25 protein-coding genes are annotated in these 24,928 nt (G+C 64.7%); 11 read left to right on the top strand and 14 right to left on the bottom strand.

What is annotated here, in order from left to right; genetic code table 11:
- Positions 1-48 precede the first annotated feature (48 nt).
- Genes EN808_RS29760 through EN808_RS29745 form a run of 4 tightly spaced genes read right to left on the bottom strand, consistent with a single transcriptional unit; the run spans position 49 to position 3,874 of the window.
- A complete protein-coding gene (locus EN808_RS29760; protein WP_135917651.1) occupies positions 49-1,230 on the bottom strand; it encodes a mandelate racemase/muconate lactonizing enzyme family protein in 1,182 nt (393 codons plus the stop codon).
- A 9-nt stretch (positions 1,231-1,239) separates the two neighbouring features.
- Positions 1,240-2,229, bottom strand: a complete 990-nt coding sequence (locus EN808_RS29755; RefSeq protein ID WP_135917649.1) for a transketolase C-terminal domain-containing protein — start codon at positions 2,227-2,229, stop codon at positions 1,240-1,242.
- Positions 2,226-3,074 (bottom strand): transketolase, encoded by an 849-nt coding sequence (locus EN808_RS29750; protein WP_135917647.1) that lies wholly within the window; start codon positions 3,072-3,074, stop codon positions 2,226-2,228. Before EN808_RS29750 ends, EN808_RS29755 begins: the two co-directional genes overlap by 4 nt.
- Before the next feature lie 5 nt (positions 3,075-3,079).
- Positions 3,080-3,874 (bottom strand): SDR family oxidoreductase, encoded by a 795-nt coding sequence (locus EN808_RS29745; protein WP_127277917.1) that lies wholly within the window; start codon positions 3,872-3,874, stop codon positions 3,080-3,082.
- A 117-nt stretch (positions 3,875-3,991) separates the two neighbouring features.
- Here EN808_RS29745 and EN808_RS29740 point away from each other — a divergent pair, with 117 nt between their 5' ends.
- The 11 genes from EN808_RS29740 (at position 3,992) to EN808_RS29690 (ending at position 17,276) form a co-directional block, all read left to right on the top strand.
- Positions 3,992-5,212, top strand: coding sequence for a mandelate racemase/muconate lactonizing enzyme family protein (locus tag EN808_RS29740; RefSeq protein ID WP_127277918.1), 1,221 nt, complete (start codon positions 3,992-3,994; stop codon positions 5,210-5,212).
- A 137-nt stretch (positions 5,213-5,349) separates the two neighbouring features.
- Positions 5,350-7,734 (top strand): thiamine pyrophosphate-dependent enzyme, encoded by a 2,385-nt coding sequence (locus EN808_RS29735; protein WP_245521003.1) that lies wholly within the window; start codon positions 5,350-5,352, stop codon positions 7,732-7,734.
- A 31-nt stretch (positions 7,735-7,765) separates the two neighbouring features.
- Positions 7,766-8,776 carry a C-terminal binding protein gene (locus tag EN808_RS29730; protein ID WP_135917643.1) on the top strand — a complete coding sequence of 337 codons (1,011 nt, stop codon included), beginning with the start codon at positions 7,766-7,768 and terminating at the stop codon, positions 8,774-8,776.
- Positions 8,773-9,501, top strand: a complete 729-nt coding sequence (locus EN808_RS29725) for an E3 binding domain-containing protein (protein ID WP_135917641.1) — start codon at positions 8,773-8,775, stop codon at positions 9,499-9,501. The genes EN808_RS29730 and EN808_RS29725 overlap by 4 nt, the downstream gene beginning before the upstream one ends.
- An 82-nt stretch (positions 9,502-9,583) precedes the next feature.
- Positions 9,584-10,354: a GntR family transcriptional regulator gene (locus tag EN808_RS29720; RefSeq protein ID WP_135917638.1), complete on the top strand. Its 771-nt coding sequence runs from the start codon at positions 9,584-9,586 to the stop codon at positions 10,352-10,354.
- Between the two features lie 263 nt (positions 10,355-10,617).
- On the top strand, positions 10,618-11,682 hold the full coding sequence (locus tag EN808_RS29715; RefSeq protein WP_245525149.1) for a substrate-binding domain-containing protein: 1,065 nt from the start codon (positions 10,618-10,620) through the stop codon (positions 11,680-11,682).
- A gap of 67 nt (positions 11,683-11,749) precedes the next feature.
- Positions 11,750-12,817, top strand: a complete 1,068-nt coding sequence (locus tag EN808_RS29710) for a substrate-binding domain-containing protein (protein ID WP_135917636.1) — start codon at positions 11,750-11,752, stop codon at positions 12,815-12,817.
- Between the two features lie 68 nt (positions 12,818-12,885).
- Complete coding sequence (locus EN808_RS29705; protein ID WP_245525148.1) at positions 12,886-14,388, top strand: sugar ABC transporter ATP-binding protein; 1,503 nt, start codon at positions 12,886-12,888, stop codon at positions 14,386-14,388.
- Between the two features lie 57 nt (positions 14,389-14,445).
- Positions 14,446-15,423, top strand: coding sequence for an ABC transporter permease (locus EN808_RS29700; protein WP_245525147.1), 978 nt, complete (start codon positions 14,446-14,448; stop codon positions 15,421-15,423).
- On the top strand, positions 15,420-16,382 hold the full coding sequence (locus EN808_RS29695) for an ABC transporter permease (RefSeq protein WP_135917630.1): 963 nt from the start codon (positions 15,420-15,422) through the stop codon (positions 16,380-16,382). Before EN808_RS29700 ends, EN808_RS29695 begins: the two co-directional genes overlap by 4 nt.
- 12 nt (positions 16,383-16,394) lie before the next feature.
- Positions 16,395-17,276 (top strand): SMP-30/gluconolactonase/LRE family protein, encoded by an 882-nt coding sequence (locus EN808_RS29690; protein ID WP_135862708.1) that lies wholly within the window; start codon positions 16,395-16,397, stop codon positions 17,274-17,276.
- Positions 17,277-17,285: 9 nt separating this feature from the next.
- On the opposite strand, the gene EN808_RS29685 is transcribed toward EN808_RS29690, so the two are convergent.
- From EN808_RS29685 to EN808_RS29635, 10 genes are all read right to left on the bottom strand, one after another.
- Positions 17,286-17,978, bottom strand: coding sequence for an amino acid ABC transporter permease (locus EN808_RS29685; protein WP_135862710.1), 693 nt, complete (start codon positions 17,976-17,978; stop codon positions 17,286-17,288).
- 3 nt (positions 17,979-17,981) lie between these two features.
- Positions 17,982-18,647, bottom strand: a complete 666-nt coding sequence (locus EN808_RS29680) for an amino acid ABC transporter permease (RefSeq protein ID WP_127280479.1) — start codon at positions 18,645-18,647, stop codon at positions 17,982-17,984.
- Positions 18,648-18,716: 69 nt separating this feature from the next.
- Entirely contained in the window at positions 18,717-19,520 is an 804-nt protein-coding gene (locus tag EN808_RS29675; protein WP_135862712.1) for a transporter substrate-binding domain-containing protein, read from the bottom strand.
- A gap of 296 nt (positions 19,521-19,816) precedes the next feature.
- On the bottom strand, positions 19,817-20,032 hold the full coding sequence (locus EN808_RS29670) for a hypothetical protein (protein ID WP_127279298.1): 216 nt from the start codon (positions 20,030-20,032) through the stop codon (positions 19,817-19,819).
- On the bottom strand, positions 20,029-20,784 hold the full coding sequence (locus EN808_RS29665) for a COG4280 domain-containing protein (protein ID WP_127279299.1): 756 nt from the start codon (positions 20,782-20,784) through the stop codon (positions 20,029-20,031). The genes EN808_RS29670 and EN808_RS29665 overlap by 4 nt, the downstream gene beginning before the upstream one ends.
- A gap of 134 nt (positions 20,785-20,918) precedes the next feature.
- Positions 20,919-21,548, bottom strand: coding sequence for a phosphonate metabolism protein/1,5-bisphosphokinase (PRPP-forming) PhnN (gene phnN, locus EN808_RS29660; RefSeq protein ID WP_167531402.1), 630 nt, complete (start codon positions 21,546-21,548; stop codon positions 20,919-20,921).
- Positions 21,545-22,684, bottom strand: coding sequence for an alpha-D-ribose 1-methylphosphonate 5-triphosphate diphosphatase (locus EN808_RS29655; protein ID WP_135917628.1), 1,140 nt, complete (start codon positions 22,682-22,684; stop codon positions 21,545-21,547). The genes phnN and EN808_RS29655 overlap by 4 nt, the downstream gene beginning before the upstream one ends.
- Positions 22,685-22,715: 31 nt before the next feature.
- A complete protein-coding gene (locus EN808_RS29650; RefSeq protein WP_135917626.1) occupies positions 22,716-23,423 on the bottom strand; it encodes a DUF1045 domain-containing protein in 708 nt (235 codons plus the stop codon).
- A gap of 152 nt (positions 23,424-23,575) precedes the next feature.
- The gene (gene iolB / locus EN808_RS29645) at positions 23,576-24,388 is read right to left on the bottom strand and encodes a 5-deoxy-glucuronate isomerase (protein WP_135917737.1); all 813 of its coding nucleotides are present in this window, start codon (positions 24,386-24,388) and stop codon (positions 23,576-23,578) included.
- Between the two features lie 304 nt (positions 24,389-24,692).
- Positions 24,693-24,926: a DUF3329 domain-containing protein gene (locus EN808_RS29635; RefSeq protein ID WP_127871209.1), complete on the bottom strand. Its 234-nt coding sequence runs from the start codon at positions 24,924-24,926 to the stop codon at positions 24,693-24,695.
- Positions 24,927-24,928 lie beyond the last annotated feature (2 nt).

Below are 24,928 nucleotides of genomic sequence, written 5' to 3'. Positions count from 1 at the left end.
CCTTGCTCCGCCCTAGGATGACGAATTGGCCGGAGGGCTTTTGCCAACCTAAAGGCCACGCTTCCCCGCCTCTTCGCGCCGCCCGAGGCGTTTCTCCCAGCCTTCGGCATGGACGTTGAGATAGGCGTTGGGATCGTAGGGATGATCCTTGATCGCATCGATGTCGAGGTCGATGCCGAGCCCCGGCGCGTCCGGTAGCGACAGATGGCCATTGTCGGGATTGACGGTCGGATGCCAGCTCACCAGCTCGCGCGTCCAGGGGTCGTTGAAGGCGTCGAAATGTTCCTGAATGAGGAAGTTCGGCACCGCCGCCGCCAGTTGCAGGCAAACCGCCGTCGCCACCGGTCCGCCGCTCTGGTGCGGCGCGATATGGCTGCCATGAGCAAGCGCCAGATTGGCCACCTGCATCGACGGCCCGATGCCGCCGAGCGACATCGGCTCGGGCTGGAAGATGTTGACGCCGCCGCCGGCCGCCAGCGTGTAGAACTGACCGACCGTGTCGTACATCTCGCCCGTCGCCACCGGGATCGGCGAGCGGTGCGCCACTTCATGCACGGTCTCCTGGCGGTCGCGCGAGGTCGGCTCTTCCCACCAGCAGATGTCGAGATCGGCGAATTTTTGCGCCGCCTGCAGTGCGGCGATCTCGGTGAAGCGCGCATGCACGTCAATCAGGATCAGCGTGTCCTTTGGCAGCCTGTCACGTAAGGTCCGGCAGATGGCGTAGGAAAGCTCCAGCTCCTCGCGCGAAATGAAGCCTTGGGCGGTGCCGAACGGGTCGAGTTTGAATGCCTTGAAGCCTTTGGCCAGCACCGCTTTCGCCGCATCGAGAAAGGCCTCGGGCGAGCGCTCGGTGCGGTACCAGCCATTGGCATAGCCGAGCACGCTGTCGCGCACCTGGCCGCCGAGCAATTGGTGGATCGGCACGCCGAGGCTCTTGCCCAGTATGTCCCAGCATGCGACTTCGATGGCCGCGATCACCGTGCGGTGGATGTGGCCGCCGTCGAGCGAGACGCTGTCCAGCATGCGTTTGGCCAGCGCGTTGATGCGGCGCGGGTCCTGGCCGATGGCGAGGTGTTTCAACTCGTGCACGCCGGCTTCGGTAGTCTTGATGAAACCGTTCAGCGTGCCTTCGCCGATCCCGTGGATGCCCTTGTCGGTATGTACTTTGACAAACAGCCAGTTCTTCCAGCCGGCGCCGACGGCAAAGGTCTCGATCTCTGTAATCTTCATGGGAGAACCCTAGCTCAATGCGGCAATGGTCGCGATGACGGCCTCGGTCGTCAGTCCGTATTTCGCTTGCAAGGTCGGCACCGCGCCGCATTCGATATAGCGGTCCGGCAGGCCGACGCGCGTCACTGTCTTCGCAATGCCGGCATCGAACAAGGTCTCGACCACAAGGCTCGCCAGGCCACCGACCACGACGTGGTTTTCCACTGTCACGATACGGTCAACCGACGCGGCGAATTCGGCCACCGCCTCGCTGTCGAACGGCTTTATGGTCGGCACATGCAGCACGCCGGCAGCAACGCCCCGTTTTTGCAAAGCATCGGCTGCATCCAATGTCCTTTCGGTCATCAGGCCGGTCGAGATGATGCCGACATCGCTACCCTGGCGCAGGCGGCGCGCCTTGCCGATCTCGAAGACGTAACCGGGCTCGAACACAACCGGCACGCTGCCGCGCAGCAGCCGCATGTAGACCGGTCCTCGATGTTGGGCGATCGCTTCGGTCGCGGCTTCGATCTCGGTCGCGTCGCAGGGGTCGATGATAGTGAGGCCGGGGATCATGCGCATCAGCGCAAGGTCCTCGATCGCCTGATGGGTGCCGCCATAGCCGGTCGTCAGACCGGGGAGGCCCGCGACGATCTTGACGTCGAGATTGGAGTGGGCGAGCGCGATGGCGACGAAATCATAGGCGCGCCGCGTCGCGAACACGCCGTAAGTGGTGGCGAACGGCACCTTGCCGGTGCGCGCCAGCCCGGCGGCGACGGCGACCAGATTCTGCTCGGCCATGCCGACATTGAAGAAGCGCTCCGGGAAAGCGTCTCGGAACGGCAGGATGTCGGTGTATTTGCCGAGATCGGCGGTCAGTCCGACAATGTCGGGGCGGCTCACGCCGAGCCTTGCCAATGCTCGGCCGAAGGGTGCCTCCACACTCCGCCGTCCGCCGCCGACGGCCTCGTCCTGGCCCATGGCCAGCGTGCGGCCGGCCTCCATCGCCGCGCCGCTCATTGGCTCGCTCCCACGGTTTTCTCGAACTCGGCGATGATGCCATCCCATTGCGCCACGTCGATGCGGAAGAAGTGCGACTTCTCGGAGGTCTCGATGCGCGGCACGCCCTTGCCGGGCAGCGTGCGCAGCACGATCGCCTTCGGCTTGCCGTTGCGGTTACGCGCATCCGCCAGCGCGCCAACCACCGCGGTCATGTCATTGCCGTCGATCTCTGACGTCTGCCAGCCGAAGGCGCGCCATTTGTCGGCCACCGGCTCCATGTCGAGCACCACCGGCCCATCGGCCTGGATGCCGTTGCAGTCGATCAGCGCCACCAGCCCGTCGAGCTTGAAGTGGCTGGCCGACATGGCTGCTTCCCAGGTCGAGCCTTCCTGCATTTCGCCATCCGACAGTTCGACGAAGACGCGCGCATCGGAGCGATCGACACGCAGGCCCAGCGCCTGGCCGACGCCCTGTCCCAGACCATGACCGAGCGAGCCGCCGATCATCTCGACGCCGGGCGTGGTGTCGAGCGTTGACATCTCCAGCCGGCTGTTGTCGGCGCCATAGGTGGCGAGTTCCTCGACCGGAAAGATGCCGGCCTCGGCAAAAGCCGCCCACAGCGCGATGGAATAGTGCCCGGTCGACAGCAGGAAGCGGTCGCGGTCGGGCCAACCGAGATTGCCGGGATCGTAGCGCAGCTCGTGGAAATAGAGCGCCGCCAGCACATCGGCGATGCCGAGGCCCTGGCCGATATAGCCCTGGCCCTGGCCGCGCGCCATCGTCAGCATATGACGGCGCAGCAGCATCGCCTTGCGTTCGAGCGCGCCGATGTCGGCGTAGCCGGGAGGAGCGTTTCGCAGCATCTGGATCAGTCCTTGTCGAGCCCGCCCGACATGTTGAGCCGCTCGGCGGTCATGTAATCAGGCGCGTCGAGGCAGAGCCAGACGACGGCCTCGGCCACTTCCGCAATCTCGGCACGGCGGCCGAGCGGGATGCGGCGGGTGCGCTCGTCGAGAAAGGCCTGCAAATCGTCGCGGCCATTGGCACGGGCAAGGTCGATTTCGGTCGAGCGCTGCATTTCGGTGTCCATCATGCCCGGCGCCAGGCTGTTGACCAGCACGCCATAGGGCGCGAGCGCCACTGCCGCGGCGCGGGTGATGGAATCGACGCCGGCCTTGCTCGCCGTGTAGGCGGTGTAGTCGGGCAGCGCCATGCGCGAGCCCGGCGAGGTGATGTTGATGATGCGCCCGGAGCGCTGCTCACGCATCACCCGGCCCGCCGCCTTGCAGGCCATGGCGAGGGCTGTGACATTGAGCGCCAGCGTACGCGTCCAGGCCTTGAAGGTGGCGTCGAGGAAGGGCTCGATCACGCCATAGCCGGCATTGTTCACCAGGATGTCGATGCCGCCCCAGCGCGCGACGACTTTTTCGACGGCCGCTTCCGGCGCGCCTTCCCCGGCGAAATCGCTGACGATGCTTTCGGCTTCCGTGCCGGTTTCGCCGATCTGCCTGGCGGTCTCGGCGAGCCCATCGCCGTTGATATCGGTGACCGCGACGAAACAGCCGCGACGCGCCAGCTGAACCGCCACCTCGCGGCCGAGCCCGCCGGCGGCACCTGTGACCAGCGCCCTGAGCGGCATCTTGTTTCGATTTTCGGCAGGCAAGCGAGCACTCTCCCGGAGGCGATCTTGACGAAATTGATACCGGTACCATAAATGGCTGTCAACGGCTATGTGCTATTGTCATTGGACTGTAGTATCGGCGGGAGTTGGGAGGAAAAGATGAGAGTCGTCGCGCTCGAAACGCTGCAGCTGGCCGAATTCCCGTTCCTGTTCTGGTTGCGCGTCCACACCGACGCCGGCCTTGTCGGAACCGGCGAGACCTTCTGGGCGCCGGGGCCGGTCGCCGCCTACATCCACGACAATGTCGCGTCCTATCTCTTGGGCAAGGACCCGCGCGACATCGAGTTGCACGACCGCACGCTGGGCAGCGTCTATGTCGGCGCGCGCGATTCCGGCGCCGAGGTGCGCGGCAATTCCGCCGTCAACATCGCGCTGTGGGATATTTATGGCCGGGCGCTCGGCGAGCCGGTCTGGCGGCTGCTTGGCGGGCGCACCCACAAGACCGTGCCGATCTACAACACTTGCGCCGGCTACAAGCATGTGCGCGCCACGAAGAAGAATGCCCTTTTCGAACGCGGCGAGGACTGGTCGCTCAAATCAGGCGATTCGAATGAAGGTCCGTATGAAGACCTGCTCGCCTGGCGCTACAATGCCGGCGATCTCGCTAAAAGCCTGAAGTCGGAAGGCATTGGCGCCATGAAAGTCTGGCCGTTCGACATCGCCGCCGAGGCCTCGAACGGCACCCGCATCTCGCTTGTCGATCTCGACAAGGCGCTGGAGCCCTTCCACAAGATCCGCGACGCCGTCGGCCGCGACATGGAGATCATGGTCGAACTGCATGGGCTTTGGACCTTGCCGCCGGTGCTGCGCATCGCCGAGGCGCTGAAACCCTATGACGTCGCCTGGCTGGAAGAGCCGATCCGCTACAACGAACTCGACGCCATGGCCGAGCTCGCCCGCCACACCTCCATCCCGATCGCCGCCAGCGAAAGGCTCGCCTCGCGGCAGATGTTCAAGCAGTTGATCGACAAGCGCGCGGCTAGCGTGATCATGATCGACCTCGCCTGGTGCGGCGGCCTCTCCGAAGCGCGCAAGATCGCCAACATGGCGGAAGCCAGCGAACTGCCTGTCACCTTGCACGACTGCACCGGACCGATCGTCTATGCGGCGAGCTGTGCCTTGTCGGCGACCTTGCCGAACGTCAACTACCAGGAAGCAGTACGCGCCTATTTCACCGGCTGGTACACCGAGATCGTCGCCGACATCCCGCCGGTCCAGGACGGTCATGTCGCGCCGCTCGAAGGGCCGGGCCTTGGCCTCAGCCTGCGGCCGGAGCTGTTCCAGCGGCCTGACGCAGCCGTGCGGATCACCAGACTCTAGCCTCTCGCACAGCTCGGTCAGAGCCAGTAGACATTATGCTATTATAATCTATGATGCGTCGAAGCGGGCGACCAACAAGCCCGCCGCCGGCGCTCTGCCGCCCGGCGCCAGACGCATTCAGGGAGGCTTTGGTGGCAATGTCTGCGGCGCGTGCACGCGAGGATTCCAGGAGTGCGTCAAATCTGCCCGACCGGAAAATCCTGCTCGACCTGTTCGAACGCATGGTGCTGCTGCGCCGCTTCGAAAGCATCGCCCAGATCGCCTGCCGCAAGGGCGAAACGCCCGGTTTCCTGCACCTCTATATCGGCGAGGAGGCGACCGGCGTCGGTGTCTGCGCGCATCTCAGGCCCACCGACTGGGTGACCTCGACCCATCGCGGGCACGGCCATGCGCTGGCCAAGGGCGCCGATCCCGGCCGGGTGATGGCCGAGCTGTTCGGCAAGGCCGATGGTATCTGCGGCGGGCGCGGCGGCACCATGCATCTCTATGACCGCTCGGTCGGCCTGTTCGGCACCAATGGCATCGTCGCCGCCGGCATCGGCCATGCCGTCGGCATCGGCATGAGCGCGCGCCAGCAAGGCCGCGACGATATCGGCGTCGCCTTCTTCGGCGATGGCGCCGCCAATCATGGCGGCTTCCACGAGGCGCTCAACTTCGCCGCCGTGCAGCGGGCGCCCGCCGTCTTCATCTGCGAGAACAATCTCTACGCCACCGCCACGCCGCTCAAATCCGTCACGCTCAATCCCGAGATCGCCAGCAAGGCGGCGTCCTACGGCATGCCCGGCGTCGCCGTCGACGGCAACGACGTCTTCGCTGTCTGGCTGGCGATGAAGGAAGCCACCGAACGCGCCCGCGCCGGCAAGGGCCCGACGCTGATCGAGGCCAAGACCTATCGCACGGTCGGGCACCACGAAGGCGACCCGGTCATCGGCACCTACCGGACGCAGGAGGAACTCGACGCCTGGATCAAGCGCGATCCGATCGACATGTTCCGCAGGAAACTGATCGAGGACTACGGCATCGCCGACGCCGAGGCGCTTGCGGCAATCGAGGCGCGGATCGAGACCGTGGTCGAGCAGGCGCTGACCTTCGCCCGCAACTCGCCCGAGCCTGATCCGGCCACCGTGCGCCTGCATGTTTTCGCCGACCCGATCAATCCGCCCGCCGCCCTGCAGCCGCGCGCGGTCGGCGAGACGCGCATGCAAGGCTGGCTCGAAGCCGTTCGCGACGGCCTCGCCGAGGAGATGCGCGCCAATCCGGCGATCCTTTATTTCGGCGAGGGCACCGGCGAGCGCGGCGGCAGTTTCGCGCACACCAAGAACCTGTGGCAGGAGTTCGGCGCCGAGCGGATGGTCGATACGCCGATCTCCGAACAAGGCTTTACCGCCGCCGCCGTCGGCGCTTCGGCCACCGGCGCGCGCACCGTCTCGGACCTGATGTTCGCCGACTTCGCTTTCGAGACCGCAGGCCAGATCTTCCTGCAGGCCGCCAAGCTGCGCTACATGACCAGCGGCCTGATGAGCGCGCCTATGGTGGTGCGCGTCGGTGCCGGCGCGCTGCGCAGCTCCGGGCCGCATCACAGCGGCATCTACCATCCGATCTTCGCCCATATGCCCGGCCTCATCGTCTGCGTGCCTTCGACCCCGGCGGATGCCAAGGGGTTGATGAAGACCGCGCTGCGGGCCGGCGATCCCGTCATCATGCTGGAGCCCAAGGCGCTGTTTGCCTCGAAAGACGAGGTGCCGGTCGGCGAGCATTTTGTGCCCTTCGGTGTGGCGCGCATCGCCCGGACCGGCACCGATATCAGCATCGTCGCCGCCGGCCAGATGGTGCAGCGTGTGCTGGAGGCCGCGGACCTGTTGGCCGGCGACGGCATCGAGGCGGAGGTGATCGACCCGCGCACCATCATGCCGCTCGACATCGACAGCATCGTCGCCAGCGTGCGCAAGACCCATCGCCTGCTCATCGTCGACGAGGCCTGGGCGATGTGCGGGCTGGGCGGCGAGATCGCACAGGCGATCAACGAACTCGCCTTCGACGAACTCGACGCGCCGCCGGGAAGGCTGCACACCGCGCCGACCTCGCATCCCTTCGCACCGGTGCTGGAGCGCGCCATGCTGGTCGACACGGCGCGCATTGCCCAAGGCGTACGCGACGTCATATCGGGTAAGCCGCCGGTGCCGGATCACTGGTATACGGTCGGCCTGAAGAGTGCTGCGCCGGCTAAACCAGCCCCTGTCCCCGTCAAGACAGCGCCATCGGCGCAAACGCCCGTCGCCGCCAGCGACGACGAGCCGGTGACCATGCCGTTCGGCGATCTCACCGTCAGCGAAGGCACGGTCATCAAATGGCTGAAGGCGGTCGGCGATCCGGTCAAGGAGGGCGAGCTGATCGCCGAGATCGAGACCGACAAGGCCGTGGTCGAGATCGAGGCTCCCGTCAGCGGGACGCTCGCTTCGATCGATCAGCCGGTCGGCGCGGTGGTGCCGATGGGCGGCCGCATCGGCGGCATCAAGAAATAAAGCATCCCAACAAGCGATCCGAAGGACTGGCATGAAGATCCTGTGCGTCAACTGGCAAGCCGCCGACGAGGCCGAACTCGAGCGCGAACATTATCCCGACATCGAGTTCATCCTCGCCCGCTCGACCAATGACAAGGCCGCCACGCTCGATCCGGCAGCCTGCGAGACGTCCGACGCCGTCATCAACTATTCGCCGACCCATAATGTCGCCGCCGCCCCGTCGGCCTTTCCCAAGGCACGCATAGCGGTGCGCTCAGGCGTCGGCTTCGACAACATCGACACATCAGGCTGGGGCGCGCGCAGGATCCCGGCCTGCAATGTGCCGGATTATGGCACGACCGAGGTCGCCGACCACGCTATCGGCCTGATGCTGGCGCTGACGCGCGGCACGTCAACCTATGGCGCGGAGCTTTCCGGGCATGGAGCCGAAGGCTGGCATTTTTCCAAGGCGCCGCTGGTGAGAAGGCACAAGGGCGCCACCTTCGGCATTGTCGGGCTCGGTCGTATCGGGCTCGCCACCGCGCGCCGTGCCGCCGCTTTCGACATGAAGGTGGTATTCTATGATCCGCACCTCCTGTCCGGCGTTGATCTCTCGACCGGCTACGAACGCGTCCATTCGCTGGCGGAGTTGATGGGGCGAGCCGATGTGGTGAGTGTCCACGCACCGCTCAGCGAAGAAACCCGCAAGCTGCTCGGCGCGGCGACCTTCGCCGCCGCCAGGCCAGGCCTCGTGCTGATCAACACCGCGCGCGGCCCGATCGTCGATCTCGACGCGCTGGAGACGGCGATGCGCAACGGCACGGTCAGCGGTGCCGGGCTTGACGTGCTGCCGAACGAACCGGGCGATCTCGACCATCCGCTGCTGGCGGCGTGGCGCAATCGCGAGCCGTGGATCGCCAATCGCCTGATCGTCACCCCGCATGCCGCCTTCTACAGCCCGGCATCGATGCGCGACCTCAGGCTGAAATCGATCGAAGTCGTGCACGCCTATCTTGCCGAGGGCCGGCTCACCAACTGCGTCAACTCCGAGTATCTGAAATGAATGCAGCGGCGGTGCAGGCGAGGCGTCTTGCGGTTTCCCCATACGCCCGCCGCCTGGCGCGCGAGCGTGCGCTGCCGCTCGAGACGCTTCGGGGCAGCGGTCCGGGTGGGCGCATCCTGGCCGCCGATGTGTTGAGCTTCGCCGCGCCCCCGCGGCCTGTCGGTCAGCCAGCTGTCGAGGCCGCTCCAGCCTCCCCTTCCGTCGCCGTATCCAGCATCGCCGCCTTTGCCACATCGATAGCACTGGGCGCTCTGAAAGACCTTCTGGCCGCGCTGGAAAGTACGGGGAGGATGTTCGACATCGACGATGTGCTCTTGCGTGCGGCAGGTCGAGCATTCGATGAATCCCCAGATATCGATCGGGGCGCCGATGCTTGCGTGGCATTGGAGCTGCCCGGCCGGCAAGCAGTGTTCGCGACAGTTCCGGAGATATCCCTGACATCGATGCGCGCAGCGCGGCTTGCATCCCTGCGTGGCGACCGTGACGACGCGGGAAAGTTCGCGGTTCTATCTCTGCGGCTTCTCCCCGCAAGCAGCATTCGGCCGATTATGATGCCACTTCTGCCCGACCGTGCCATGCGCCTGGCCGTTTCGCTCGACACGGCGGGCAATCAAGCCGAGTGCCTGCTGATAACGGATGCCTCGAGCGTCGATGAGTCAAACGCCGCCGCTTGGCTCGCTACCCTGAAATCGGCCATCGAACACCCGCTTCGGCTCTTCGTCTGAGAGGGTTGATCATTGCCGACGTTGCCTAGCCTCGAGCGAAGGAAGCTATTATAAAAGCTTCGACACAGGCGCGACGAGGCACATGGACCATTCCGTTCCCACCATCGAAAGTCTTCCCAAGCGCACGCTCGGCCGCGCCAATGGGCCGCTTTACCGGCAGCTCGCCGACATCCTGCGCGAGCCGATCGGCAACGGCACCTTCCCGGTCGGCGGCGAGCTGCCCAAGGAAGCGACCATCGCCGAGCATTTCGGCGTTAGCCTGATCACCGTGCGCCAGGCGCTGCGCGATCTCGAGGCCGACGGCCTGATCAGGAAGCGCTCGGCGAAACCGGCGGTGGTCACGGCGCGCAATCCGTCGGTAAACCTCAGCTGGAAATTCAAGAACTTCGCCGACATGGCGGCCTTCACAAAGGATGCCGAACTGACGGTCAAATCCTATCGCAAGGAGGTTTCCCCCGTGCTTCAGCGCCATTTCGGCATGGGCAAGGACGAGGCTGGCTACTGCTTGCGCAGCGTGCTGTCGATCGGCGAACAGAGGAAGGCGCAGATCACCACCTATTTTCCGCCCGATGTCGGCGCCCGGTTGAAGCGGGAGGACTTTTCCGACGTGCTGATCTTCCGTTCGGTGCAAAAACATCTCGGCCTGCGGCTCGATGTGGCGCATGTGACGGTGCGCGCTGAAATCGCCGACGAGGCTGTGGCCGCCGACCTCGGCATTGCGCTGGGGGGCGCAGTGCTGACGGTGGAGATGCTCTACCAGTCGGCGGACCAGCGCAGCATCGAATTCTCCGTCGCGCGTCACCCCGCCGACATTTTCAGCATCACCTACGATGCGCCGAACGACCTGTCCTGAAGCCCGCCCGACGCGGCATTTTCTGATGCGGTCCGCATAGACAGGGCCATAAAATTATAATAGCATGATAGCTAGGCTGAGATGCCGGCTTCGGGAGACGTCGCAGGGAGGAAATCCGGCGAATTTTGCCTGCAGGCACAGCCTTGGGAAAGTCCCGGTCAAATTGACATCCGCAATTGGTACCGGTATCATATAATGCTTCCTCAGCCGATGAAGATGGCGCAGTCCATCACCGGCTGGGTAGGGAACACAGGGAGGAGACCATGAAATTGAGGAGCTTGAGCGCCTGCTTCGTGGCGTTTGCCGGGTTCGCGGTGTCTATGTCCGCCACGCCTGGCCATAGCGGAGACAAGAAGCCCTACGTCATCTATCTCTCGAACAATTTCGTCGGCAATGATTGGCGCCAGCAGATGGAGCGCGTCGCCAGTGTCGCGACTACCAAGGAGCCTCTGAAAGGCCGTGTCGACCTCAAGATCGAGAACGCCGAGAACACCGTCCAGGCGCAGATCAATTCGCTGAACAACATCATCCGCCAGAAGCCCGCCGCCATCCTGATCGATGCGTCGTCGGCCGAGGCGCTCAACCCGACCATCAAGAAAGCCTGCGACGCCGGCATCATTGTCGTCAGCTTCGACCAGACGGTGTCGGCCGAATGCGCTTACAAGATGCATTCCGATTTCGACATCATGGCCAACAACCAGGCCGAATGGATGGCCTCCATCCTCGGCGGCAAGGGCAAGGTGCTGATGGACCGCGGCCTTGCCGGCGCGCCGATCTCGGAACAGTTCGAGAAGAATTTCGGAGCCGTGCTGAAGAAATATCCCGGCATCGAGATCGTCGGCTATTTCAACGGCAATTACGCCGCCGGCCCCGAGCAGGAAGGGGTTGCCAGCCTGCTTGCCGCGCATCCGGAAGTCGATGGCATCTTCTCGCAGGGCTACGGCACCGGCGCCATCAAGGCGCTGCAGAATGCCGACCGGCCGCTGGTGCCGATCGTCGCCGCGGCCTTCAACGGCACTGGGGTCACCTGCGCTCAGACCAAGGGCGCAAAATGCTGGCTCGGCGCCAATCCGCCGTCGCTGTCGGCCGAGGCCATCAAGCTCGCGGTCGACATACTCGACACCGGCAAGAAGCCTGCCGACACCACCGTGCTGTTCAACTCGCCGGGTCTCACCACGGATATGGTCGACGCCAAATACGCCGCGAATTCGTCGGCGGTGAAGATCGAATTGGGCAAGACCGTATTTCCCGATCTGGCGCCGGGTCTGTCTTTGCCGGTGTCGCCGAGCTGGGTTGAAATCACGCCCAAGGAGGCCTCGGGAACCTGACTTTACGGATGCAAGGCGCCACTGTTCGGCGGTGCTGTTTCGAAACGAAAAACGGGAGGAGAAAATCATGATAACATTGAGCCGTAACATCGGCCTTGCGGCACTTGCCGTCGCCATGACGGCGATCGGCATGCAGGCCGGTCACGCCGAGGACAAGAAGCCCTACACCATCTATCTCTCGAACAATTTCGTCGGCAATGACTGGCGCCAGCAGATGGAACGCGTCGCCACGGTGTCGGTGAACAAGGGCCCGCTGAAAGGCCGCGTCGACCTCAAGATCGAGAATGTCGAGAACACCGTCCAGGCGCAGATCAATTCGCTGAACAACATCATCCGTCAGAAGCCGGACGCCATCCTCGTCGACGCCGGTTCGGATTCGGCGCTCAACCCGACCATCAAGAAGGCCTGCGACGCCGGCATCGTCGTCATCTCTTTCGACCAGGTGGTGACCGAACCCTGCGCCTTTGCCGTCGCTTCCGACTGGGATCGCATCCCCTCCGTGATGGCCGAGTGGATGGCCACCCAGCTTGGCGGCAAGGGCAACATCATCCTCGACCGCGGCCTGGCAGGCGCGCCGATCTCGGCCCAGTTGCAGCAAGGCTATGAGAAGGTGCTGGCCAAATATTCCGACATCAAGGTCGTCGGCTACTACAACGGCAACTACGCACTTGGGCCGGAACAATCCGGCGTGGCGGCGCTGCTTGCCGCCAATCCGAAGATCGACGGCATCATGACGCAAGGCTACGGCTCGGGCGCCATCCAGGCGCTGAAGGATGCCGGCCGGCCGATCGTCCCGGTCGTCGGCTTCTCCTACAATGTCGCCGCCGTCACCTGCGCGCAGACACAAGGGGCCAAGTGCATCCTTGGCTCCAATCCGGCCTACCTTTCGTCGGAAGCGATCAAGCTGGCGGTCGACATCCTCGACACCGGCAAGAAGCCGGCCGAGCGCTCCGTCTCGGTCAAGGGTGATTTCGTCACCACCGATCCCTTCGAGTCCAAGCTCTATCCGGGCACCAAGATGATCAAGATCGCGGTCGGCGAAAATGCCTTCCCCGACCAGGCGCCCGGCCTGACGCTGCCGATCACGCCCGACTGGGTCGAGATCACCGCTGCGGAAGCCGCCGGCTCGAAGTAACATCACGGGACCACGACCCTGTCTCCCGGCATCGCAAGATGTCGGGAGAGCTTTTCGAAGGCGCATCCATGGACCTCGTCACCGTCAAAGGCCTGTCCAAACGCTATGGCGGCATCGTTGCGCTGAGCGATGCGACATTCAGCGCCCGCGCCGGCGAGGTGCATGCGCTGCTCGGCGAGAATGGCGCCGGCAAGAGCACCTTCATCCAGATCCTGTCGGGCGCGGTGCGGCACGATGGCGGCTCGATCCTGGTCGACGGCCAGGACTATCGCCCCGCCAATCCGGACGTGGCCCAGGCGCGCGGCATTGCCGCCGTCTTTCAGGAACTGTCGCTGATCCCCGACCTCAGCGTGGAACAGAATATCTGGTTCCGCCACGAGCCAAGGACGTTGCTGCGCACCGTCAACCGCGCCGAGATGCGCCGCAGGACGCTTGCCTTGCTCGAAAGGTATGATTTTCCGGCGTTGCGTCCCGACCAGGAATTGCGGCGGCTGACGCTGGCCGAACGGCAGATCGTGGAGATCGCCAAGGGGTTGGCCAAGGACCCGCGCATCCTCATCCTCGACGAGGCGACCTCGGCTTTGCCCGCGCGTGAAGCCGAATGGCTGCTGAAGCTAACCCGGCAACTGGTGGCGGAAGGCAGGCTGGTCATCTTCATCTCGCACCGCATGGCCGAGGTGCGCGCCATCGCCGACCGGCTGACCATCTTCCGCAATGGCAGCACCGTCGCCGCGCACGAGGCCAACGCCGTGTCCGACAACGAGATCGTCACCCAGATGATCGGCCGGCATCTCGACCGGCTCTATCCCGAGCGGGTGGCCACGGCCACGGATCGCGTCGCGCTAAGGGTCGAGGGCCTGTCGAGCGGCAGCCGGCTCTCCGGTGTCGACTTTGCCTTGCGGGAGGGCGAGGTGCTCGGCGTCGGCGGCTTGCAGGGCCATGGCCAGCGCGAGCTGTTCCAGGCACTGTTCGGCGCCAGCAGGGCGAGCGGTGCCGTCGAGCTGTGGGGCAAGCCGGTCGCGATCAGCAATCCACGCCAGGCTTTGACCGGCAGGGATGGCATCGCCCTGGTGCCGGAGGACCGGCGCGGGCAAGGCCTGCTCCTTACCAAGAGCGTGCGCGAGAACCTGACGCTGTCGGTGATCAAGCGCTTCACCGAAAACGGCTTGCTCAGCCGGCAAAAGGAAGCGGCTCTGGTCAAGGAGATGGTCGATTTCCTGCGCATCAAGGCCGGCACGCCTGAGCAGCTCGCCGGTACCTTGTCGGGCGGCAACCAGCAAAAGGTGATCTTCGGCAAGATGCTGTTGACGCAAGCGCGCGTGCTCTTGCTCTACGACCCGACGCGGGGCGTCGATGTCGGCACCAAGGGCGAGATCTTCCAGCTGATGCGCGACCTCGCCGCCAAGGGTTACGCGATCCTGTTCCATTCCAGCGACATGCCGGAACTCGTCCATGTCGCCGACCGCGTGCTGGTCATGCGCGACGGCCGTATCGCCGCGACGCTGGAGGGCGATCGCATCTCCGAGGCCGGCATCTTGCGCGCCGCCATGCTTGAACGCGAGGCGGCTTGAGGCATGGTCATGGCGAGCGCGGAGCAGACTGGCGGGATGATGCAAAGGTCGGCCGACATGAAATCAACCACGCCGGCCATCGATTGGCGCGGCCGCTTGCTCGACCGCGCGCCGTTCCTGGTCGCCTGCCTGATGCTGGCATTGATTGTCGGCATCTACGGCAGCCTGCAATCCGGCGTCTTCACGCTGGATGAACTCAATCTCGACACCGCCGCGGCGATGACGCTGATGCTGGCGGCGACGGGCCAGACGATGGTGCTGCTGCGCGGCGGCATCGACCTGTCGATCGGCGGCATGATCAGCCTTGGCACGGTGATCGCCGCGACACGGTTCGCCGATGATCCGTCAACCACCGGGTTCTGGGCGTTGGCCATCCTTGCGCTCGGTTTTGTCATCGGCGCGATCAACGGCCTGCTGATCTCACTGCTCAAGCTGCAGCCCTTCCTGGTGACGCTCGCGACATGGTCGATCCTCAACGGCGTCGCCATGATCATCCTGCCGACCGACGGCGGCAGCATTCCCACATGGTGGGTCGGCTTTGCCTCCACGCAGCTCTTCGGCCTCACCAGTCCGGCCTGGATGTTGCTGGTCCTGCTGCTGTTCTGGTGGTGGTTCCGCGCCACCCGGGTGGGCATTTCGATCCAGGCAACCGGATCAAACGAAAAATCGGCCTTCCTGTCGGGCGTCTCCATCACCCGCGTCAATCTCGTCACCTACGGCCTGTCCGGTCTGTTCGCGGCGGGCGCGGCGCTGTTCCTGGTGACACAGACCGGTGCCGGTTCGCCGACCATCGGCAAGGACTACATCCTGCCTTCGGTGGCGGCGGCGGTCATTGGCGGCGTCAGCCTGTTCGGCGGCCGGGGCCATCTAGCCGGCACGCTGATCGGCGCCTTCGTGCTCACCCTCATCGGCAACCTCGTCTTCGTGCTGCATGTATCGAGCTACTGGCAGCCGGTCGCGTCCGGTGTCATCCTGCTGCTCTCGGTGCTGGCCAGTTCCGTCGCCGAGAAAACCGCAAGGGGCCGCGTCCAATGAGTGCCTTCCTCGCCCGCAACCGGCTTATTGTGCTCGCCTATGCCGGCATGGTCGTGCTGCTCCTGGTCACGGCGCTGTTCTCGCCCGGCTTCCTCTCCGTCTCCAACATGCGCTCCACCGTCGTGCTGGCGGCCTTTGTCGGCATCGTCGCGCTCGGCCAGACCTTCGTCATCATCGGCGGCGGCATCGATCTCTCGGTGCCATGGGTGCTGAATTCGGCGGCGATCATCATGGCGCTGCTGTGCGGCGGGCAGGATCTGCCGCTGGTCTGGGTGATGCCGCTGCTGCTCGCCGGCGGCGCCTTCATCGGGCTGATCAATGGTGTCGGCGTCGCCCGGTTCGGCGTACCGCCGATCATCATGACGCTGGCCACCAACGTCATCCTGCAAGGCCTGATCCTGGTGCTGACCGGCGGCTCGCCGACCCCCTCGGCGCCGGCGCTGATCCAGTTCCTGTCGGTCGGCCGCATAGCCGGCTTTCCGGTCATCGCGCTGATCTGGCTCGCCCTGACGCTGGTGGCGACCGTGCTGCTCTCCAAGGCGGCCTTTGGCCGTCACCTCTATGCGCTCGGCACCAGCGCCACCGTGGCCGAATTCTCAGGCGTGCCGACGGCACGCACCACCATCCTGACCTATGTGATTTCGGGCCTTACCACCGCCTTCGCCGGCATGCTTTTGACCGGCTATTCCGGCCAGGCCTATCTCGGCATGGGTGATGCCTATCTGTTCACCTCGATCGCCGCGGTCGCCATTGGCGGCGCCTCGATCCTCGGCGGCAGCGGCCACTATCTCGGCACCGTCGCCGGCGCCATGGTGCTGACCATCCTCACTGGTCTTTTGCCGGCGCTCAACCTGTCGAGCGGCGCCCTGCTTGTCGTCTATGGCGCGGTGATCCTGCTCACCGTCTCGATCGGCAGCGAGGCCTTTGCCGGCCTCGGCGGCAGGCTGCGCAGGGGCTGAACGGAGGGAAGAATGGTCGAGATCACTTGTGTCGTCGATGCCAGGGCCGAGCTTGGTGAAGGCACGCTCTGGGACCCCAGGGCCGGCGTGCTCTGGTGGATCGACATCTGGAAGAAGCTGATCCATCGCTACGACCCCGCGACCGGCAAGGACGAGGTCTTCGAAACACCGGAATATCTCGGCTGCCTTGGCCTGCGCGAGAAGGGCGGCCTGGTGCTGACCATGACCAATGGCTTTCATTTCTTCGATCCGGCAACCGGCCAGTTCGAGGCGATCGTCGATCCGGAAGCACATATGCCGAAGACCCGCTTCAACGACGGCAAGCCGGACCGCCAGGGCCGCTTCTGGTCGGGCTCGATGTTCGAGGTGGCGGGACAGCCGATCGAATTCATCGGCGCGCTCTACCGGCTCGATCCCGATCTCTCCGTGCACAAGATGATCGACGGCGTCGGCTGCTCGAACGGGCTGGCCTGGAGCCCGGACTCGAAGACCATGTACTTCTCCGACAGCCATGCCGGCGCGGTCTGGGCCTATGATTTCGACCCCGCCACCGGCGACATCGAGAACCGCCGCACCTTCATCGACATGACGGCAACAGGCGGCGTCGCCGACGGCGCCACGGTCGATGCCGAGGGCTGCTACTGGGTGACCATCCCTGTGACAAGCAAGGTCTGCCGCTACGATCCCGATGGCGAGCTGATGGAAACAGTGGTTCTGCCGACCGACCTGCCGACCTGTTGCGAGTTCGGCGGCAAGGACCTCGACATCCTCTACGTCACCTCTGCCGTCCTCAAGCGCCCGGCCAGCCATTTCGTGCGCCAGAAGAATCCGGGCGGTCTGTTCGCGCTCGACGTCGGCGTCAAGGGCCTGACCTTGCCGGCGTTCAAGGGCTGACGGCTTCGCTCAGACTGCCGACATGACCAGCGGCGTCTCGGTCCTGCGAGTCATTCCGGTAGCGAAACGACGCTCGAGGTAGCCTGCGTAGAGCGACAGCGGCCAGCACAGCGCGAAGTAGATCAGCGACACCGTACCGAACACCATCACCGGCTGGAAGGTCACAGTGTTGACCTGCGTGGCGGCCCGCGCAAGCTCGGTCAGGCCTATCAGCGAGGCGATCGATGTCGTCTTGACGATCTGCACCATGAAGCCGACGGTCGGCGGCAGCATCAGCCGCACCGCCTGCGGGATGATCACCAGCCGCAGCGTCCTGACAAAGCGGAAGCCGAGCGCCGTTGACGCCTCCCATTGTCCCTTTGGAATTGCCTCGATGGCGCCGCGAAAGATTTCGCCGAAAAAAGCGCCGCCATTGAGCGAGAAGGTCACGGCCGCCGCCACCCAGGGGTCCGGCCGGTAGCCAAGGAACGAAGAACCGTAATAGGCCATGAATAGCTGGATCAGGATCGGCGTGCCCATGAAGAACTGGATGTAGCCCGCGGCCAGCCAGCGCAGCGGCCGCGCCGGCGCCACCCGGATCGCCGCCACCATGAGGCCGACCAGGCCGCCGCCGGCAAAGGCGATCAGCGCCAGAAGGATTGTCCAACGCGTTGCCAGAAGCAGGAACATCAGTTCGTTGGGGCCAAAATCGCGCAGGCTCATGATCTAGACCTTCCAGCGGAACATGAGCTTGCCGATGCCGGCAAAGAACAGGCTGGCCGCCTGCACCAGCACGAAATAGATGATGGCGATGACGATATAGACCTCGAAGCTGCGGAAGGTCTGCATGACGAGGTTGTTGGCCACCGCCGTCAGTTCTTCCGCGGCGATGGCGCCGACGATCGAGGTGCCCATGATCTGCAGGATGAACTGCGCCGACAGCGATGGGTAGACGGCGCGCGCCGCCGGCACCAGAACGACATGGCGGATGATGCGGTAGCGGCTGAGGCCGAGCGACTTGGCCGCTTCGATCTGCCCTTCGGGGATGGCCTCGATTCCGGCGCGCAGGATCTCGGTGGCGTAGGCGCCGAGATGGATCGACAGCGCCACGACCGCCGCCGTGTTGCTCGACAGTTTGAAGCCGAACAGCGGCAGCGAGAAGAAGACGAAATAAAGCTGGATCAAGAGCGGCGTGTTGCGGATCATCTCGACATAGGCAGCGATCGGCCACGACAGGAAGCGCGGCCCAAAGCTGCGTCCGACGGCGCCAAGGACACCGATGGCGGTGCCGAACAGGATCGACAGCGCCGCCAGCTGGATGGACTTCTCCAGGCCGCGCAGCAACAGGTCGAGATGCACCAGGATCGGGCCGAATTGCAGGGCGGTTTGCATGGGCATTCCGTCACGAGGTCGAGAAAGCGGGGCTGCTGCCGTGCGCGGTCCCGCCGTGGAATGACGCGATCAGAAGACCGGCAGCACCGGCAGTGGCTGGTTGCGATACTTCATCGACAATGCATCCAGCGTGCCGTCCGCCTTCATGGTGAACAGCCAGGTGTTGACCCACTGCCGGAGATTGTCGTTGCCCTTGGCGACGCCGATGCCGAAGTAGAAGGTCTTCAGCACATATTTCTGCTCGAAGGCGTCGCCGTTCCCGGCCTTCTTCAGGTAGATTTCGCCGTAATCGCCGCCCCCCATGGCGTCGATCTGGCCCGACACCATCGCCTGCAGCAGCGAGGAATAGTCGTCGAAGCGCAGGATCTCGATGCCCGGATTGGCTTCGGCGGCCTTGGTCAGCAATCCGTCCTCGCCGGTGCCGCGCGTCAGGCCAACCTTCTTGCCGACGAGGTCGGCAACGCCCTTGATCGAGGTGCTCTTCGGCGCGATCACCACCGCCGACTGGCCGGCATAGGGAATCGAATAGTCGATCTGGATGGCGCGCGCCGGCGTGATCGAGAAGATCGAGATCACCGCATCGACCTGCTTGGTCAGCAAAGCCGGAATCCGGCCCGGCGAGGTGACGGTGACGAATTCCACAGGCACGCCCAGCGCCTCGCCCATCTTGTTGGCGACCTCGATGTCGAAGCCGGTCGGTTTCAGATTGGCGTCGAGAAAGCCGTAGGGCGGCGTGGTTGTGTCGATGGCAACGACCAGCTTGCCGCGCGAAATGATCTCATCGACCGACTGTGCCGAAGCGATCGACGGCAGCAGCGCCGACAGCGCCAGCACGATGCCGGCTAGCATCGCGTCCCTCAGGAAAGTCCGCATGTTTTCCTCCCATGCATTTTCTGGCGCCTCGTGTCGATATCGACGGTGCGGGGCGCCTGGCCACCCGACGATTTGAAACAGCTCGCTCGCGGACATCCCTTGCAAACCGGAGAGTCAGCGGCTCCTCTGCGAGTTATAATGGTATGCTATTATAATATTATTTGTCTGTCCACGCGCGTTCCGCCAGGGGGCTTCGCGCATTTGATACCGGTACCATATTTTTCATTTTGGACGTGACGTCAAGGGTGCCGGGGCAAGACGATGATGATCCCCGTGGCGCCGCTGAAGCCTGTCCGCTACCGGTGAGCGTGGCGTGCGGCGCGGCGAACGCTTTGCAAAAGGATGGCAAGGCAGCCGACGAGCAGGAGGGCGCCGCCGAGCAGCGGCGGCAATGCGAGCAGCTTCACCCCCGCGGTAACCGCGGCCACAAGGACCAGCGCCAGCAGCGCCAGACTGCCGTCATCGACGAACATGCCGAAGAATTCCCTGGCGACAAGGCGAAGGACGTTCATCGGGCGAGCCCTCCGGCGGCTGTGGGATTGGTGCCGCGCAGCCAGCGCACCATGGCGAAGGATGCCAGTGCGACGATGGCGAAGATGGCGAGCAGAGCAAGATCGGCGCCCGGCCAGTCGGCGCCGATGCCCTCGCCGGTCCAGAAGATGCCGAAGCTGGTCAGCATCAGGCCGACCACGAATTTGAGGGCGTTTTCCGGCACGCGCGCCAGCGGCCGGTGGACAGCGAGACCGACAAGCATCACCAGGACGAAGGCGGCCAGCGCGCCCATGCTCGCGTAAAATGTCTGCCCATGCGCGGCGCCGACAGCGATGACGATGAACACCACCTCCACCCCCTCGAGCAGCACCGCCTTGAACGAGGCCAGCCCGGCGAGGTAGTCGGCGCGCCGATCGTCAGCCTGCCGGTGCAGCGCGGCGGTTTCCTTGGCGAAGGCCGCCTCTTCGTCATGCAGGGCGATGACGCCGACGCTGCGCAGGATGGCTTTTCGCAGCCAGCGCATGCCGAACAGGATTAGCAGCACCCCGACGATGAACTGCAGCGTGTTGATGGGGACAAGCGCCAGCAGCGGCCCGAACGCCAGCACCAGGGCTGCCAGCACTGCCAGAGCCAGCGCAGCACCCGTCAAGGCCGGACGCCAGCTGCGTGTCACCCCGACCGCGAGCACAATGGTGAAGGCTTCGACGACCTCGACCAGGGAGGCGAGAAATGCCGCCGTGACTGTCGAGAGGATGGGTGTCAGTGTCTGCATCAAGGCTTCCTGTCTTGCTCGACCCTGATTCCCTGGGGGCGAATTCCCGGATCGTAGTCCAGAATCACCCTACGCGGCCAGCAGCCCAAAGCGTTCCGGCGGCAGCGCAAGCAGACGGGTGAAACTGGCCTCGATCAGATCAGCCCCGACATGTCGGAGAAGGCCATTGCCTTGCGTAGCAGCTCGGCGAAGCGCTCACCGGCCACCTCGCGCGGACCGCTGTTGTCGATCGAGGTGACGCCAGGGCCGGACAAGGTCACACTGGCGCTGCGCGCCAGCCGTGCCAGCACTTCGCCGCGCGACTCGCGGCCGCGCATCGCCAGCCGCTCGGCCAGCACCTGGGGCGAAGCGGTGATCTCGACGATCGCCAGATTGGCATAGCGTTCGCGCAAGGTCGGGATGACCGCGCGCGATACGTTGGCAACGGCGACGTGGCCATTGGAAACGGACCAGTCGACATCGGCGGGCAGGCCATAGCGCAGGCCATGCGCTTCCCAGGAGATGGCGAAGGCGCCATCGGCCTCGGCCTCGGCGAAGGCGGCGTCGGCCAGCGTGTCGTGATCCTCGCTCGCCGCATCGCTCGGCCTGGTGATGACGCGGCGAACGAACTCCAGCTGCGTCTCGTCGGCGAAAAGCGCCTTGGCGTAACCGATCACCGTGTCCTTGCCGGCACCGCTAGGGCCTACGACGGCAACAAAGACGCCATGACGGATCGGAAAGGTTTCGGCGGACAGTTCGCGCTCGATCAAGGCCGACACCATCATGCCACCCGGCATCCCTGCCGCCACACGGTGCGCACGACCGGAACACGATCGTCGACGCGCACCCGCACCAGATCGGCGCGGCGTCCCTGTTCGATGATCCCGCGGTCGTCAAGGCCGACGGCCTGCGCCGGGTTCTTCGAGACCATGGCGACGGCCTGCGGCAGCGAAATGCCTTCGACCATGTCGCCGAGGAAGAAGGCCGACTGGATCAGGCTGAAGGGGATGTAGTCGGACGACAGGATGTCAAGCAGGCCGTCACTGGCCAGGGTGCGTGCCGAAACATTGCCCGAATGCGAGGCGCCGCGCATGACATTGGGCGCGCCCATCAGCACGCCGAGCCCGGCGGCCTTCGAGGCCCGCGCCGCTTCCTCTGTGGTCGGGAACTCGGCGACCCTCACGCCCTGCTCGATGGCCTCGTCGACATGAGCCGACGTGGCGTCGTCATGGCTGGCGAGCACGATGCCGCGCTCCTGGCAGGCGGCGGCGATGAAGACGCGGTTCGGTCCTGAATTGCGTGCCGACTCGCCCATCCGCTTCTCGCAGAATTTCTTGAAATCCTGATCCGAGAGCTTCAGCTTGCGCTGGTAGTAGTAGGCGTAGGTTTCAAGGTTGACGAACTGGCGCTGGCCGGGCGCATGATCCATCAGCGACGCCAGTTTCACCCTGTCGTCTGTCTCGAAATTGGCGAAGGCCCTCAGGCAGTCCGGTGCCGAGACCTCGCAGCGCAGATGGATGAAATGGTCTGCCCGCAGCCGCTCCTGCTGGACACTGTCCTCGATCGCATCGGCCAGCTTGCGGATGTCGTCCGATGTCAGGTCGGCGTCCTCGTCCATGCCGACGCGGAGCGCATCGAGCACGGTGGTGATGCCGGCGGTCGCCACCTGCGCGTCATGGGCAAGCACCGCGGCGATCGGGTTCCAGCGCACTTTCGGCCGCGGCGCATAATGGCCCTCGAGATGGTCGGTGTGGAGTTCGACCAGTCCTGGAATGATGAAGTCGCCGCCCATGCCCTCGCCGGTCCGGGCCGCGCCGGCATCGATGCCGGCGATAAAGCCGTCGCGCAGCACCAGCGAGCCTTCGACGATCTCGTCGGCAAGAACGATGCGGGCGTTGGAAAGAACAGTTTCGGCGGTCATTGCGGCTGGTCCTTGCTTCTTCCGGCGCCTGTCAGGCGGTTTTTTTGGCCGGGCGGCGTCCAAGCGCGTGCTGGGACAGCACCATGAACGGCGCACCGGGTTCGAGTTCGACAAACAATGTCAGCGCATCCACCAGCACGGGCTGGCGCAACACATCGGCGAAAAGGCCGTCGATCGCCGCGCGCAGGCGAGGGCTTTCCTGTGGCCCGGCCCGGCCCGACAGGGTCATGTGGAAGCGGAAGGTCTCGAAAACATAGGGATAGCCCCACTGGCAGAGATTGCGAAACTCGGCAGGCTTCAGCGAATCCGGGCTGCGCCGCTCGATCTCGGCCTCGCTCAGCGGCGCGCGAAACCGGTCGAAATCGCGCACGACGTCGTCGGCGAAGCGGTTGAGCGGAGGCAGCGGACCATCCGGCACCAGCGCGAAGAAGCTGTCGATCTGGCTGACGACCAGACGCGGGATCGTCACAACCGGCGTTGCTTCGGCAAAATGGTCTAGCGCCGCGCGCAGCGAAGCCTCGGTCTCGGTGGCAGCCAGGCGGAAGGGCGCCTTCAGCGTGGCGTGAAAGCCATAGCGGCGCGCCGAAGCAGTGTGGAAGGCCACTTCCGCCGCCGACAGGTCGGCCACGGCCTCAACCGGGCCGGTCGCGGCACCGAACGGGTCGCGGCCCAGCCAGTTGGCGGCGATACGCGCCAGCAGCTCGTCCTGCCTGGGGGTGAAATAGATGGCATAACGCATGGGAAGTCCTCGTCAGAAACGTTGCCATAGGTGATTTCCATGACGGATTGACGAAGCTTTGAAGGGTTTTCGAAGGCAAATCGACCCTCAGGGTCGTTAGCCGACGATTTTTCCCAACTGGACCAACAAATTCAACCGGAAACGCAGAACGGTCAGGCCTTCATCAACCATTCGTGCTCGGGCGCGTTGTGGAATTTCCACGTCCGCTTCGGCCCGGCCATCACATTGAGGTAATAGAGGTCATAGCCATGGCAGGCGGCACAAGGGTGATAGCCCTTGGGCACCAGCACGACATCGCCGTCCTCGATCGCCATGGCTTCGTCCAGCGCGCGCCGGCCATCCTTGTCGGCGTCGGTATAGACGCGTTGGAAGGCAAAACCCTGCGGCGGGTTGAGGCGGTGGTAGTAGGTTTCCTCGAGATAGGATTCAGCGGGCAGATTGTCCTGGTCGTGCTTGTGCGGCGGGTAGCTCGACGTGTGGCCGCCGGGCGTGATGACCTCGACCACCAGCAGCGAGTCGGCCGGCTGCCCCTCAGGCAGGATGTTGGTGACGTAGCGCGTGTTGGTGCCCTTGCCGCGCACCTCCTGGCCGAGATCGTCCGGCCCGATCACCCGGACCGGCAAGCTGCCGCCAAGGCCGGGCGCCGAGCATACCGCGAGTTCCAGCTCGGTGTCGGCCGTCACCGACCAGTCCGATCCCTGCGGCACGTAGACCGACCACGGCTTGCCCTCGAAAGGCGACATGCGCTCGCCGAGCAGGCCGAGATCCTTGCCGCCGGCTTTTGCCGTACCCTTGCCGGTCACGAAGACCAGGCAGACTTCGCGGTCGTCCGACTGTCCCGAGGCGCTCTGGCCGGGCTTCAGCCGATGCAGATCGAAACCGACATAGGTCCAGCCAGCGCCTTGCGGCGTGACATGCGCGACGCGGCCATTGCCCTTGTCGGCTTTGACGAGCAGTTTCGACATTTTTGTCTCTCCTATCGCAAATCTTCGAGATCGGCCGAAGCCTCCCAACTTCGTCATCCTAGGGCGTAGCAGGAGCGACGCTCCGTCGCGGAGACCCTAGGATCCATTCCGTGACCCCGCAGCGGAGCGGAGCGGAATTCTGCACCGTCGCAACGCTTCAATCCAACGGCATGGATCCTAGGGTCTGCGCCGCGTCGCTGCGCTCCTTGCTCCGCCCTAGGATGACGAAGCGAGGAGCGTTTCGGCCAATCACCAACGTATGCGATCCGTTACGCACGTATCCAATCCACTGGAACTTCTTCCATCATTCCTTGGGTTCGATGCCGACCTTGGGTTCCTCAGGCGTCGCCTTCGCCTCCTCCACGGGCTTGTACAGATAAAAAAACTGCCAGACGGCATAGCCGGCGAAGCCGAGCGCAATCACGCCCCAGAACGGCGTGCCGCTGGCGAACTCGATGATCGACCAGATGACGCAGACCGCGACGACGGCGATGCGCCGCCAGAGCGGCCGGAAGAACGGGTGTTCATAATCTTTCATCG

It is taken from the genome of Mesorhizobium sp. M8A.F.Ca.ET.165.01.1.1, assembly GCF_004792065.1.
Lineage (GTDB): Bacteria > Pseudomonadota > Alphaproteobacteria > Rhizobiales > Rhizobiaceae > Mesorhizobium.
This window is presented reverse-complemented; position numbering and strand designations above follow the sequence as displayed.